This window comes from Oceanicella sp. SM1341, assembly GCF_003448965.1.
GTDB lineage: Bacteria > Pseudomonadota > Alphaproteobacteria > Rhodobacterales > Rhodobacteraceae > Paroceanicella.
On record NZ_QRGC01000022.1, the window covers coordinates 24,014 to 38,040 of the forward strand.

At 70.3% G+C, this 14,027-nt stretch carries 12 protein-coding genes and 1 tRNA gene; 9 read left to right on the forward strand and 4 right to left on the reverse strand.

Going from position 1 to position 14,027, the window contains the following annotated elements:
• Positions 1 to 24 precede the first annotated feature (24 nt).
• Together D3P35_RS17800 and D3P35_RS26230 are read right to left on the reverse strand one after the other, a co-directional pair.
• Entirely contained in the window at positions 25 to 1,575 is a 1,551-nt protein-coding gene (locus D3P35_RS17800) for an AAA family ATPase (RefSeq protein ID WP_118136280.1), read from the reverse strand.
• Positions 1,576 to 1,661: 86 nt separating this feature from the next.
• Positions 1,662 to 2,075 carry a phasin family protein gene (locus tag D3P35_RS26230; RefSeq protein ID WP_157982187.1) on the reverse strand — a complete coding sequence of 138 codons (414 nt, stop codon included), beginning with the start codon at positions 2,073 to 2,075 and terminating at the stop codon, positions 1,662 to 1,664.
• 307 nt (positions 2,076 to 2,382) lie between these two features.
• Between D3P35_RS26230 and D3P35_RS17810 the strand changes: the two genes are divergently transcribed.
• The 6 genes from D3P35_RS17810 (at position 2,383) to D3P35_RS17835 (ending at position 7,054) form a co-directional block, all read left to right on the forward strand.
• A complete protein-coding gene (locus D3P35_RS17810) occupies positions 2,383 to 2,994 on the forward strand; it encodes a DUF1989 domain-containing protein (RefSeq protein WP_118136282.1) in 612 nt (203 codons plus the stop codon).
• A complete protein-coding gene (locus D3P35_RS17815; protein ID WP_118136284.1) occupies positions 2,991 to 3,791 on the forward strand; it encodes an amino acid ABC transporter ATP-binding protein in 801 nt (266 codons plus the stop codon). Before D3P35_RS17810 ends, D3P35_RS17815 begins: the two co-directional genes overlap by 4 nt.
• Positions 3,788 to 4,444: an amino acid ABC transporter permease gene (locus tag D3P35_RS17820; protein WP_118136287.1), complete on the forward strand. Its 657-nt coding sequence runs from the start codon at positions 3,788 to 3,790 to the stop codon at positions 4,442 to 4,444. Before D3P35_RS17815 ends, D3P35_RS17820 begins: the two co-directional genes overlap by 4 nt.
• 23 nt (positions 4,445 to 4,467) lie before the next feature.
• Positions 4,468 to 5,424 (forward strand): agmatinase, encoded by a 957-nt coding sequence (locus tag D3P35_RS17825; protein ID WP_118136289.1) that lies wholly within the window; start codon positions 4,468 to 4,470, stop codon positions 5,422 to 5,424.
• Positions 5,425 to 5,454: 30 nt separating this feature from the next.
• Entirely contained in the window at positions 5,455 to 6,246 is a 792-nt protein-coding gene (locus tag D3P35_RS17830; RefSeq protein WP_118136291.1) for a transporter substrate-binding domain-containing protein, read from the forward strand.
• Between the two features lie 127 nt (positions 6,247 to 6,373).
• Positions 6,374 to 7,054 (forward strand): GntR family transcriptional regulator, encoded by a 681-nt coding sequence (locus D3P35_RS17835; protein WP_118136293.1) that lies wholly within the window; start codon positions 6,374 to 6,376, stop codon positions 7,052 to 7,054.
• Between the two features lie 27 nt (positions 7,055 to 7,081).
• Here the strand turns inward: D3P35_RS17835 and D3P35_RS17840 are convergent, their stop codons facing one another.
• Complete coding sequence (locus D3P35_RS17840) at positions 7,082 to 8,227, reverse strand: hypothetical protein (RefSeq protein ID WP_157982188.1); 1,146 nt, start codon at positions 8,225 to 8,227, stop codon at positions 7,082 to 7,084.
• Between the two features lie 286 nt (positions 8,228 to 8,513).
• Positions 8,514 to 8,587, reverse strand: a tRNA-Gln gene (locus D3P35_RS17845).
• Positions 8,588 to 8,760: 173 nt separating this feature from the next.
• On the opposite strand from D3P35_RS17845, the gene D3P35_RS17850 reads away from it, so the two are divergent.
• The 3 genes from D3P35_RS17850 (at position 8,761) to cimA (ending at position 13,965) form a co-directional block, all read left to right on the forward strand.
• Positions 8,761 to 10,791, forward strand: a complete 2,031-nt coding sequence (locus tag D3P35_RS17850) for an NADH:flavin oxidoreductase (protein ID WP_198670685.1) — start codon at positions 8,761 to 8,763, stop codon at positions 10,789 to 10,791.
• 169 nt (positions 10,792 to 10,960) lie between these two features.
• Positions 10,961 to 12,334 carry a cysteine--tRNA ligase gene (gene cysS, locus D3P35_RS17855; protein ID WP_118136297.1) on the forward strand — a complete coding sequence of 458 codons (1,374 nt, stop codon included), beginning with the start codon at positions 10,961 to 10,963 and terminating at the stop codon, positions 12,332 to 12,334.
• Positions 12,331 to 13,965, forward strand: a complete 1,635-nt coding sequence (cimA, locus tag D3P35_RS17860) for a citramalate synthase (RefSeq protein WP_118136299.1) — start codon at positions 12,331 to 12,333, stop codon at positions 13,963 to 13,965. Before cysS ends, cimA begins: the two co-directional genes overlap by 4 nt.
• The last annotated feature ends 62 nt before the right edge of the window (positions 13,966 to 14,027 follow it).

The window sequence follows — 14,027 nt, forward strand, 5'->3', positions numbered from 1 at the left end:
AATGAATGTTTGATGCGCCGCGCATCACTTTCCGTGATGCATCTCCCGTGCCGCTTCCGCCCGCAGGGCGCGGGCTTCCGAGAGAACCGCGGCGGCGCCGCCGTCCGCGTCGAGCCTCCGCCAGCCGGGCACGTTCTCGTCTGCGGGCTGGCGGCGCATCACCTGCGTATCGGCGTCCGAGGCATCCGCGGTGCGGGCCTCGAGGCGCCGGCTCAGCGTGTCCGTGTCGGCGTAGAGCCAGAAGCCGGTGAAGGGCAGGGCCCGTGCGCGGGCGAGTGCCTCGGCCCGGGCGCGCAGGGCGGGGTCGAGGAAGGCCGCGTCGAGCAGCACGCTCGCACCCGCGCGCAGGGCCCGGTCCGCATCGGCGAAGAGCCTGCGGTAGGTGGCGGCGCCGGCCTCGGGCGTGTAGCCCTCCGGGCCCAGCCGGTCCTCCGGCGCGCGGCCGGTCAGCCGCTTGCGGATCTCGTCGGAGCGCAGGATGACCGCGCCGTGCATGCCCCGCGCGAGCCCGGCTGCGAGGGTGGACTTGCCGGTGCCCGAGCGCCCGCCCACCGCGATCACCTCCGCGCGCGGCGTCGGCGCGCAGGCGGCGATTGCGAGGCCGAGATATTCGCCGGCCCGCGCCTCGGTCTCGTCGGAGGGCGGCGACATCAGCGCCACCAGGGCGCGCACCGCCGCCCGCACAGAGACCAGCGGCGCCATCAGGTCGAGCGCGGCATAGTCGCGCGTGGCGGCAAGGTAGCGCGACATCAGCAGCGGCACGAAGGCGGCCTCGCCCCGGTGCAGCAGGTCCATCACCGTGAAGGCGATGTCGTAGAGGATGTCGATGTCGCTGAAGCCGGGGTGGAACTCGATACCGTCGAACAGCCGGATGCGGCCCTCGAAGAGGCAGATGTTGCCCAGGTGGAGGTCGCCGTGGCAGGCCCGCACGCAGCCGCGGCGGGCGCGGGCATCGAGCCGGGCGCAGAGCGCCGGGCCGCGCGGCGCGATCAGGTCCTTCCAGCGCGCCACGGCCGCGGCCGCGGGCCGGCCTTCGGAGGCGGCTTCCAGCCGCGCGGTGAGGTCCGAGAGCGTGGTGGCGAAGCGCTCCGGCATTTCGGCGAAGGGGATGCGGCGGGCCGAGAGGTGCAGCGCCGATATCTCGTCGGCGAGCGCGCGCACATGTGCCTCGGTGAGGGCGCCGCGCGCCGCGACCCGGTCGAGCAGGTCGTCCTGGGGAAAGCGGCGCATGTGCACCAGGTGCTCCACCGGCACGCCCTCGCCGCCGATGCGCAGCCCCTCGGGCCCCTCGGTCACCGGCACGAGATCGAGGTAAAGCTCGGGCGCGGTGCGCCGGTTGAGCTCCAGTTCCGCCGCACAGCTCTCCCGCCGCTTTCCGGCGGTCGAGAAATCGGCAAATCCCACGCGCACCGCCTTCTTCATCTTCCATGCCGAGTCGCCGGCGAGGAAGATGTGCGAGAGATGGGTCTCGATATGCTCCGCCTGCGCGCCGCCATGCGCGTCCGGGGAGGAGAGGAAGGCGATCACGCGGTCCTGTGCGGCGCGGTCTCTCGCCTCGGGCTCGGCCGGGGGCATGTGGGGTCTTCCTCGGGCAGTGTGCAGTCGGTCGGGCAAGGCAGGCGGGGAGGGCGCCGGGGCGCGCTCCCCTCGGGCATGCCGGTTCAGGCGGCCTCGGACGCCCGGGCGGGCGCGGCCACCGGAGCCGCGGGCAGCGGGGTGATCTCGGGCACCGCCCTGGCGGTGTCCTGCAGGGTCTCGAGGCAGATCTGCGCGAGAGAGGAGAACTCCTCGCCATACTGCTTCACCGCCGTCTCCATGAAGGCGGTGGACAGGGTGAGCATCTCCTGCGGCGTGCGGCAGCTCGCGGCCTCCACCGCCGCCTTGCGGTCTTCCTCCAGCCGCTGGCGCAGGAAATCGGCGTATTCGGTGCCGAAGCGTGCCGCCCGGGCCATGGCCTGGGACTGGATGTCCAGCGTGGCCTTCAGCGCGCGCTGCTGCGCCTCGATGAAAGGGGCGACGGAGAAATGCTGTTCCATCGAATAGGCGTCTGCGGGGGTCGGTTTCGTCGTGGGCATCGGGTGTTCCTCCGTGGGCAAATCGGGAACTTGCAGGCGGCAGTGTCTCACGCGCGGCGCCCCCGGGAATTGACCTAGGTCAAACCGGCGGGCTGTCAGCGCCGCCGTCGTGATGATTCCCCGGGTGCCGCCCGCACGGCGCAGGCGCCTGCCTGCAGTTTGCGCAGAATCCCGGATCGAAACGGAATTTGCTGAAAATACAGGCGGAATGTGGACGGAATGCGCCTTGAATTCCCGTGGTATACCGACAGAATGCACGCAGCACACGGCACCGCCGTGCCACCGACAGCTGCGAGGAGGCCCCGCCATGACCCGTACAGCAACCACCCTCCCGGCCTCGCAGGGCGCGGCCTGGCGGCTGCGCCTCGGCGAGACGCTCACCATCGTCAACACCCACGGCAGCCAGGTGATCGACACCTGGGCGCTCAATGCCGATGACCTCTCCGAGCATTCGGCGATGGAGCACACCCGCTCGAAGAACAGCCATGTCTACCTCGAGGAGGGCCTCGCGGTGATGAGCTCGAAGCGCCGCCCCATGGTGACCCTCGTCGCCGACACCACGCCGGGCCGGCACGACACGCTGCTCTGCCCCTGCTCTGCGGAGATCTACGCCGAGCTCGGCCAGCCGGCCGGCCACCGCTCCTGCACCGGCAATTTCCACGAGGCGATCGGCGCCCTCGGCCTGTCGCTGCCCTTCACCCCCGCCTCGCTCAACCTGTTCATGCAGGTGGGCGTGGAGGCGGATGGCGCCGTGCGCCGCGAGCCCCCGGTCTCGAAACCCGGCGACAGCGTGACCCTGCGCGCCGAGATGGACGTGATCCTCGTGCTCTCCGCCTGCCCGCAGGACGTGACGCCGATCAACGGCGAGGGCTGCACCCCGCGCGACGTGGAGATCATCCTCGGGGAGGCCGCGGCGTGAGCGCCCCGCTGCTGAAGATCCGCGGCCTGCGCAAGTCCTTCGGCGAGACCGAGGTGCTCAAGGGCATCGATCTCGAGGTGGGGCAGGGCGAGGTGGTGTCGATCATCGGGGCCAGCGGCTCGGGCAAGAGCACCTTCCTGCGCTGCATCAACGTGATGGAGATGCCCGACGAGGGGTTCCTCGACTTCGCGGACGTGCATTTCGACTACCGCGAGGGCGCCCGCGCCCGGCCGACCGACGCGCAGCTGCGCGCCCTGCGCGCCCGTATCGGCATGGTGTTCCAGAGCTACAACCTCTGGCCCCACATGACCGTGCTGCAGAACATCACCGAGGCGCCGGTGCGCCTGCGCGGCGTGCCCCGCCGCGAGGCCGAGGAGGAGGCGCGCGCGCTGCTCGCGCGCATCGGGTTGCTGGAGAAGCAGGACGCCTATCCCTCGAAACTCTCGGGCGGGCAGCAGCAGCGCGTCGCCATCGTGCGCGCGCTCGCCATGAAGCCCGAGGTGATGCTCTTCGACGAGGTGACCTCCGCGCTCGACCCCGAGCTGGTGGGCGAGGTGCTCACCCTCATGGCCCAGCTCGCCCGCGAGGGCATGACCATGCTGCTCGTCACCCACGAGATCGACTTCGCCCGCGAGGTCTCCTCCCGGGTGCTGTTCTTCGACAATGGCGTGATCGCGGAGGACGGCCCGCCCGACGCCGTGCTGCGCACGCCCCGTTCCGAGCGCCTGCGCGGCTTCCTCGCCCGCATGCTGCACCGCGACGCCATCGACACCGCCCACGGGGAGACGCCCGCATGACCTTCACCTGGAGCGATCTCGCCAACTACGGCCCGGGCTTCCTCAACGCCGCCGGCATCGTCTTCGGCATCACCATCTGCGCCATCCTGGTGAGCTGGGCCACCGGCCTCGCCGTGGCGCTCGGCAACCGCTCGGAGCTGCGCGCGGTGCGCGGCCTCGCCGCCTTCTACGTGTGGTTCATCCGCGGCACGCCCACGCTGATCCAGATCTTCCTGATCTACTTCGGCCTGCCGCAGTTCGGCCTGCGCATCTCGCCCTTCACCGCCGGCTTCATCGCCCTGGGGCTGAACTCGGGCGCCTACGTGGCCGAGATCATCCGCTCCGGCCTCTCCGCCATCCCCAAGGGGCAGACGGAATCGGCCCTCGCCCTCGGCTTCTCCCGGCGCGAGACCATGCAGCGCATCATCTTGCCGCAGGTCTGCCGCATCATCGTGCCGCCGATCACCAACGAGGCGATCACCACGCTCAAGAACACCTCGCTGCTCTCCACCATCACCGTGGTCGAGCTCACCCTCTACGCGCAGACCATCATCGCGCGCACCTACCGCCCCTTCGAATTCTACATCTCGGCCGCCATCGTCTACCTGGTGCTCACCACCGTGCTGTCGCATCTCGCGACCCGGGTGGAGAAGCGCTACGCGGCGATGAGCTGAGAGCCTGCCCGAGGACACCAGCCATGACCACGCTTCCCAAGGATTCCCTCGAAAGCCCGCGCTTCTGCGGTGTGCCGAGCTTCATGCGCCTGCCCATGCCCGCCACGGCGGAGGGGCTCGACGCCGCGATCATCGGCCTGCCGTCGGACTCCGGCGCCCCCTTCCGCACCGGCGCGCGCTTCGGCCCGAACGCGGTGCGCGCCATGTCGATCATGCTGCGCCCGATCAACCCCTACCGCGGCAACATCAACGTGTTCGAGGCCATGCGCGTGGCCGACCTGGGCGATGCCCCGGTGGTGCCGGGCTACGAGATCGACAGCCTGGAGTGGATGGAGCAGGCGGTGCGCAAGGTGGTCGACGCGGGGGCTGCCCCCTGCGGCATCGGCGGCGACCATTCGGTGACGCTCGCCGAGCTGCGCGCCGTGGCCTCGAAGCACGGGCCGCTGGGCCTTGTGCAGTTCGACAGCCACACCGACACCTGGGACAAGTACTTCGCCGGCAAGCGCTATTCCGCCGGCACCCCCTTCCTGCGCGGCGTGGAGGAGGGCATCATCGACCCCTCCCGCTCGATCCAGATCGGCATGCGCGGCTCGCTGTTCCGCGAGACCGACGTGAGCCAGTCGCTCGACCTCGGCTACGAGGTGCTCACCACCGACGACGTGTTCGACCTCGGCTTCGAGGCGGTGGCCGAGCGCATCCGCACCCGAACCGCGGGCGGCTCGAGCTTCCTCACCTTCGACATGGATTTCGTCGACCCCGCCGCGGCGCCGGCGGTGGAGACGCCCGAGGCCGGCGGCCCGAACGCCCGCGAGACCCTGCGCCTGCTGCGCGCCATCCACGGTGTGAACCTGGTGGGCTGCGACGTGGTCGAGATCTCGCCGATGTATGACGGCCCCGGCCAGATCACCGCGCTGCTCGGCGCCACCGTGATGGCCGAGCTGCTCGCCCTGATGGCCGAAGGCCGCAGCGCCGGACGCTGAGAAACCACTTCAACAGAGAGGCACAAGACAATGAAATTCCGTTCCATTCTCGCGGCAGCCGCCGCTTTCGCCACGCTGGCCACCGTCTCCGCCCAGGGCGCGGACGATCTCGGCCTGCTCGAGCCGGGCAAGCTGATGGTGGCGACCGAGGGCACCTATCCGCCGTTCTCCATGCGTGAGGCGAACGGCGATCTCGACGGGCTCGAGGTGCGGGTGATGAAGGAGGTCGCGAAGCGGCTGGGCCTCGAATACACCCCCGTGGTCACCAAGTGGGATTCGCTGCTGGTGGGGCTGATGTCCGACCAGTTCGACGTGATCTCGGCGGCGATGGACATCACCGCCGAGCGGCAGGAGCGGGTGACCTTCTCCGACGGCTGGCTCGAGTCCGGCGGGCGCATCGTCACCGCCGAGGGCTCGGACATCACCGGCCTGGCCGACCTGAAGGGCCGCACCGTGGGCGCGCTGGTGGCCTCGAACTGGACCACGATCGGCGAGGAAGCCGGCGCCGAGGTGAAGACCTACAAGGCCGAGTCCGACGCCATGCAGGACCTGGTGAACGGCAACCTCGACGCGGTGATCACCGATTCCATCGCCGCCGCCTTCGCGATCAAGGAAGGCGGCATGCCGCTTACCATGACCGAGGATTACGTGAGCACGGTGCAGAAGGGCTTCGCGATGCAGAAGGGCAAGATCGCCCTGGCCGAGGCCATCAACGGCGCGCTGGCGGACATGATCGCCGACGGCACCTATGCCGAGCTGACCACCGGCCTCGTGGGCTACGCGCCGGCCCCGGCCGAGCCGATCCGCACCATCAAGGACTGAGGCTGCCGGCCGGCCCTGCGCCGGCCCGCGCCCGACGCGAAGACCGATGCCGGCCGGCCCGCCCGGCCGGCATCCGGACAGCATGCGCCGCCCCGCAGGGGGACGGCACCACAGGGAGAGATCCGCGATGACCCCGATCCGGGAGCCCGCCACGGGCCTCCTCGGCCTGGCCGCGCCCTCGCGCGCCGACGAGGCCTACGAGCGGCTGCTCGACATGCTGCTGCGCCATGAGCTGACCGCGGAGACCATCCTGCACGAGCGCCGGCTGGCGGAGTTCCTCGAGATGTCGCGCACCCCGGTGAAGGACGCGCTGCTGCGGCTGGAGAGCGAGGGGCTGCTCACCCGCAGCCCGGGCCGCGGCTTTGCGGTGCGCAGCTTCTCGGTGCGCGAGCTGCTGGAGGCGCTGCACGTGCGCTCGGTGCTGGAGGCGGAGGCCGCGCGCATCGCCGCCGAGCGCATCTCGCCGGCCGAGCTCGACCGCGCCGAGGCCGAGATCCGCGCGCTGCTCGCCGCCGAGGCGCCGAGCTCGGAGCAGGACTGGGAGGTCGACAACCGTTTCCACGCCATGATCGCGCTCGCCACCGGCAACGCGGTGCTGGCCGAGACCATCCAGGCGCTGCGCACCCGCACCTACGTGTTCAACAAGAGCCGGATGCCCGAGCGTTTCGCCGTGGGCCACGAGGAGCATCTGGCGATCATCGGTGCGCTGCGCGCGCGCGATGCGCAGGCCGCCCGGGCCCGCGCGCAGGAGCATATCGAGGCGGTGCGCCGCTCGATCATCGCGAAACTTTCCGACATCGGGGGCTGAGGCCGGGGCAGGGCCCCGGCGCGCGGCTCAGGCCTGGCGGGCGCGCAGGGCGCGGCCGAGCACTCCGCCCAGCCGGCGGCCGGGCCGTGCCGCCGGAGCGGCCTGCGACGGCGCGGACTCCGGCTCGGGCGCCGCCGCGATCTCGGGCAGCACCAGGGCGTAATCCTCCGCCCATTCGAAACCGAGCGCGGCGATGCGCCCCGTGCGGCCTTCGAGGGCCTTGGGGGGCATGCGCAGCATCTCGCCGGAGGGATAGCGGAAGTCGCCGACCTCGTCCTCCCAGCGGATGTCGATCACGTCGCCCTTCTTCACCTCGCAGGGCGCGCCGAAGACGGTCTGCATGCGCAGCACCAGCAGCATCGGCCCCGGCACCCCGGGGTTGCGGTGATGCAGCGACAGGCGAAGCTCGCGCTCGCCGATGCGCAGCGTGACGCCGCCGCCCTCCGGCGTGGCGAAGTAGACCAGCGCATCGAGCAGGCCGTCCTCCTTCACGGTGAGGGCGAGAGGGGGCGCCGCGACGGGAAGCTCGATCTGCCCGTCGGAGAGGCGCGTGTCGGCAAAGCCGGTCTCGAAGCTCAGGCGTGTCTCGCCGGTGAGCTGCGAATCGGCAAGCGGACGCTCGGGCACACCCGCGCGCTCCAGCAGCTTCACGCAGAGATTGGCGGTGAAATACATCAGGTTCTTGTTCGCGGCGTCGAGCATGAACGGGCCGGTGAAGAACACTTTCGGCAGGCGCTTGTGATCGAATTTCTCGGTGTAGGCACGCTTGAGCGAGGCCGTGGCCACGCCATAGTAGTCGAACAGCTCGTGCAGGCGCTCGACGTAGGGGTCTTCCTCGATCCTGATGCCCACCGGCTGGGGCACGAGGATGAGCGCTATCAGCACCAGGCGGCGCCGGATGCAGTGGCGGATGAAATGCTCCACCCCGCGCAGCAGCGCCTCGGGGTCATGGCCGCGCGCCACGTGATTGATCTCGTGCAGGGCGTATTCCCACAGCACGACATCGCCCGGCGCCACCTCGGGGTCGGTCTGCAGCTTGTAAAGGGCCGTGAGCGACGTGGTCGCATCGGTGGACAGGTTGTGCACCGGCATGCGCGCCATTTCGGACAATCTGGACACGTATCCCCCCTTCACCAGGGAATTCGTTCCACCCGCCACAACGATCTTCTTCACCTTACTACCTCCCAGCTGCGAAGGCTCCCCCCGGAGTAAGCAGCACCTGCGATTCTTCCACGAAGGTACCGCCATCGCGCGACGATTTGTAAGAGAGGAGCGGTAAATTTTTCCACTCTGGGATGCGTGCGGAATTGTCATGCAACTGCATCGGAGGCTGCGCATCGGAAAGGCAGGAAACACGGCCCCGGCGCCCGGGAAAGCCCCCCGCGCGGCCCGCCCGGGCGGGCAGGGATGTCGCGAATGTGTCGTGACCGCGAAGCATGGAGCTCGAATGGGAGAGATTTGGCTGGGGAACCTGGATTCGAACCAGGACTAACGGAGTCAGAGTCCGTGGGTCTACCGTTAACCTATTCCCCAGCGCTGTGACGCTGCTTGCGGCGACGGGGGTGATCTACGGCAGCGGGCCGGGAGGGTCAAGAGGCGAGAGCGAAAAAAGTGACACGAAGATTGACAGGGCGGGGGGCGGCGCAGGAGCCTCGGGCCACTGCCCTTTCCCCCCCGGCGCGGAGATCCGAGTGACCGACCCCCTGATGCAGCCATACCGCCTGAAGCATCTCACCCTGCGCAACCGGCTGATGTCGACCGCGCATGAGCCCGCCTACTCGGAAGACGGCATGCCCAAGGCCCGCTACCGGGCCTATCACGCCGAGAAGGCGAAGGGCGGCATCGCGCTCACCGTGGCCTGCGGCTCGGCCGTGGTGTCGGAAGACAGCCCCGAGGCCTTCGGAAACCTGCACGCCTGGAAGGACGAGATCACCCCCTGGGTGGCCGAGATGGCCGACGCGGTGCATGAGCATGGTGCGGCGATCATGATGCAGATCACCCACCTGGGCCGGCGCACCGGCTGGAACAAGGGCGGCTGGCTGCCGGTGCTCGCGCCCTCGCCGGTGCGAGAGCCCGCCCACCGCGCCTTCCCCAAGGAGATGGAGGACTGGGACATCGAGCGGGTGATCGCCGACTATGCCGACGCGGCGGAGCGCCTGCAGGCTGCCGGGCTCGACGGGCTGGAGTTCGAGGCCTACGGCCATCTCATCGACCAGTTCTGGTCTCCCGCCACCAACATGCGCGAGGATGAGTGGGGCGGAGCGCTGGAAAACCGGCTCGCCTTCGGCAAGGCCGTGGTGGGGGCGGTGCGCAGGCGCGTGGGGCCGGAGTTCATCCTCGGCATGCGGCTTGCGGCGGATGAAGACTGGGAGCGCGGCTTCGACCGCCCCACCGGCGAGGCCATCGCACGCTCGATGATCGCCACCGGCGACATCGATTTCCTCAACCTCATCCGCGGCCATATCGACACAGACGTGGCGCTGGAGGGCGTGATCCCGGTGCATGGCTCGCGCGCGAACCCGCATCTCGACTTCTGCGGCGAGATCCGGGCGGCCACGCGCTTCCCGGTGTTCCATGCCGCGCGCATCGCCGATGTCGCCACCGCCCGCCACGCGGTGGCGGAGGGCAAGCTCGACATGGTCGGCATGACCCGCGCCCATATCGCCGAGCCGCACATCACCGCGAAGGTGCTCGCCGGGCAGGAGCACCGTATCCGCCCCTGCGTGGGCGCCACCTACTGCCTCGACCGCATCTACGAGGGCGGCGAGGCGCTGTGCATCCACAACGCTTCCACCGGCCGCGAGGAGAGCCTGCCCCACGAGGTGGCCCCGGCCGGGGCCCCGCGCACCGCCGTGGTGGTGGGCGCGGGCCCGGGCGGGCTGGAGGCGGCGCGCGTGCTCGCCCTGCGCGGCCACGCGGTGACCGTGCTCGAGGCGGCGGACGGCCCCGGCGGCCAGGTGGCGCTGCTCGCGCGCCTTGCCCGCCGGCGCGAGATGATCGGCATCATCGACTGGCGCATGGCCGAGTGCGAGGCGCTCGGCGTCACGTTCCGCTTCAACACCTATGCCGAGGCGGAGGACGTGACGGCCCTCTCCCCCGACATCGTGGTGGTGGCCACCGGCGGCATGCCGAACACCGAGGTCATCGAGGGCGTGGCGCTGCCCGGCGCGCAGCACGTGGTCTCGGGCTGGGACATCCTCTCCGGCGCGGTGAAGCCCGCCGCCGAGGTGCTGCTTTTCGACGACCATGCCGGCCACCCCGGCCTCACCGCGGCGGAGGCGGTCTGCGCCGCGGGCTCGGCGCTGGAGATCGTGAGCCCCGAGCGCTTCTTCGCGGTCGACGTGGGCGGGCTGAACCACGCCGCCTACGCCCGCGCGCTCGACCGGGCAGGGGCCCGCATCACCATCTCGAAGCGCCTGCGCGGCGTGGAGCGGCAGGGCAACCGCCTCATCGCCACCCTGGGCTCCGACTTCTCCGACAGGGTGGAGACCCGCGAGGTCGACCAGGTGATCGTGGAGCACGGCACCCTGCCGCTCGACGAGCTCTACCACGCCCTGCGCCCGCTCAGCCGCAACCTCGGCGCGGTGGACGTGAAGGCGCTGCTCGCCCACCGCCCCCAGGACGTGGCGCGCAACGAGCAGGGCGCCTTCACCCTCTGGCGCATCGGCGACGCGGTGGCCGCGCGCAACATCCACGCCGCCGTGCTCGACGCCTTCCGCCTCTGCCGGCTCGCCTGAGATCTTGCCTTGGCGCCCCCGCTGTGGCATTGGGGGCGCCATGAGACCGCACCAGATCACCATTGGTATCTGTATTACCCGCTGACATATGTCTGCGGCGCGCGCTCGCTGTTTCCCATCGAAACCTCGACATGCAGGCCCGCCGCGCCCCCTACGCGAGCCCGAGGCCATGACCGAGATCCAGCTCTACAACACCGCCAGCCGCCGCAAGGAAGCCTTCGCGCCGATCGATCCGGACAACGTGCGGATGTATGTCTGCGGCCCCACGGTCTACGACCGCGCGCATATCGGCAACGCCCGGCCGGTGGTGGTGTTCGACACGCTGTTCCGGCTGCTGCGCCACATGCCCGAGTTCGCCAAGGTCACCTACGTGCGCAACTTCACCGACGTGGATGACAAGATCAACGCGAAGTCCGCCGCCACCGGCCGCCCGATCCGCGACATCACCGACGAGACCATTCAGTGGTATCTCGACGACATGGGGGCGCTGGGGGCGCTGGAGCCCACGCACATGCCCCGCTGCACCGATTACATCGGCGAGATGGTGGCGATGTCGGAGCGGCTGATCGACAAGGGCTTCGCCTATGCCGCCGAGGGCCATGTGCTGTTCGACGTCTCGTCCGACCCGAATTACGGCAGCCTCTCGCACCGCTCGCTCGACGAGATGATGGAGGGCGCCCGGGTGGAGGTGGCGCCCTACAAGCGCGGCGCGATGGATTTCGTGCTCTGGAAGCCCTCGTCGGAGGACGAGCCCGGCTGGGACAGCCCCTGGGGCCGCGGCCGCCCGGGCTGGCACATCGAGTGCTCGGCCATGGCCGAAGCGCTGCTGGGCGAGACCTTCGACATCCACGGCGGCGGCATCGACCTCTCCTTCCCCCACCACGAGAACGAGCGCGCCCAGTCCTGCTGCGCCCATGGCACCGAGCGCATGGCGCAGGTCTGGATGCACAACGGCTTCCTGATGGTGGAAGGCGAGAAGATGTCGAAATCGCTCGGCAATTTCTTCACCGTGCGTGATCTGCTCGACCAGGGGTATCCGGGCGAGGTGATCCGCTTCGTGCTGCTCTCCACCCATTACCGCAAGCCGATGGACTGGACCGCAAAGGCCGCCGAAGAGGCGGAGAAGACCCTGCGCAAGTGGCGCGCGCTCACCGATGGCGTGGCGCCGGGCGAAGCGGATGGGGACGTGGTCGCCGCCCTCGCGGACGATCTCAACACCCCGCGTGCCATCGCCGCCCTGCATGCGCTCGCCGGCAAGGGTGACGCCGCCGCACTCGCCGCCTCCGCCGCCCTGCTGGGCTTCCTTGGGGAGGGCATGGGGGATTGGGCAGCAGCTCCCGCGGCCGCGGCCGATGTCTCCGCGCGCATCGAGGCCCTGCTGGCCGAACGCCTCGCTGCCCGCAAGGCGAAGGATTTCGCCCGCGCCGATGCCATCCGCGACGCTTTCGCCGCCGCCGGCGTTATCGTGAAGGACACCGCGCAGGGCGCGGAATGGGAGCTCGCCCCGGGGTTCGACGCGAGCAGGCTGGAGCAATTGGGATGACCCGCGAGCGCCTCTACCTCTTTGACACCACCCTGCGTGACGGGCAGCAGACGCACGGGGTCGATTTCCGCACCGCCGACAAGCAGCGCCTCGCCGCAGCGCTCGACGGGCTGGGGATCGACTACGTGGAGGGCGGCTGGCCGGGGGCGAACCCGACCGACAGCGAGTTCTTCGCCCAGGCCCCCGCGCTCGGCCATGCCACGCTCACCGCCTTCGGGATGACCAAGCGCGCCGGGCGCTCGGCGGAGAACGACGACGTGCTCGCCGCCGTCACCAATGCCGGCACCCCGGCGGTCTGCCTCGTGGGCAAGACGCATGACTTCCATGTCACCACCGCGCTGGGGGTGAGCCTGGAGGAGAACCTCGCCAACATCCGCGAGAGTGTCGCCCATCTCGTGGCGCTGGGGCGCGAGGCAATGTTCGACGCCGAGCATTTCTTCGACGGCTACAAGGCAAACCCCGGCTACGCGCTCGAATGCCTCGCCGCCGCGCGCGACGCGGGCGCGCGCTGGGTGGTGCTGTGCGACACGAACGGCGGCACCCTGCCGGCGGAGATCGGCGCCATCACCCGCGCGGTCATCGCCGCCGGCATACCGGGGGATCGGCTCGGCATCCACACCCATAACGACACGGAAAACGCCGTGGCGGGGGCGCTTGCGGCGGTCGACGCCGGGGCGCGGCAGGTGCAGGGCACGCTCAACGGGCTGGGCGAGCGCTGCGGCAACGCCAACCTCACCAGCCTCATCCCCACGCTCTTGCTCAAGGAGCCCTACGCCAGCCGCTTTGACACCGGTGTGACCCGCGAGGGGCTGGGCCGGCTGCGCGCCGCCTCGCGCCTGCTCGACGAGATCCTGAACCGGGTGCCGAACCGGCATGCGCCCTACGTCGGCGCCTCGGCCTTCGCGCACAAGGCGGGGCTGCATGCCTCCGCCATCCTCAAGGACCCCACGACCTACGAGCACGTGGCGCCCGAGGTGGTGGGCAACGAGCGCATCATCCCGATGTCGAACCAGGCCGGGCAGTCGAACCTGCGCCGCCGCCTCGCCGAGGCCGGCATCGCGGTGGAGAAGGGCGACCCGGCGCTCGCCCGCATCCTCGAGACCGTGAAGGCGCGCGAGGAGGCGGGCTTTGCCTATGACAGCGCCCGCGCCTCCTTCGAGCTGCTGGCGCGCGCCACGCTCGGCCGCCTGCCGCGCTTCTTCGACGTGGAGCGCTACCGCGTGGTGATCGAGCGCCGGCGCAACGCGCAGGGCGAGATGGTCACCCTGTCGGAGGCCGTGGTGGTGGTGCATGTGGAGGGGGAGAAGGTGATGTCGGTCTCCGATTCGCTCGACCCCGTGACGGCGGAGGACCAGGGCCCGGTGAACGCGCTCTCCGCCGCGCTCACCAAGGACCTCGGCCGCTACCAGGCCTATCTCGCCGACATGCATCTCGTCGACTTCAAGGTGCGCATCATCAACTCGGGCACCGAGGCCATCACCCGCGTGCTGCTCGACAGCGAGGACGGCCGCGGCCAGCGCTGGTCGACCGTGGGCGTCTCGGCCAACATCGTCGACGCCTCCTTCCAGGCCGTCACCGACGCGGTGCTCTGGAAGCTGATCCGCGACGGCGCGCCGAAGGCGGGGGAGTGACATGGGCATCACGCCGGAGGCGGGTCAGCCGATGAACATCACGCCACGGGTCGGCTCCGGCC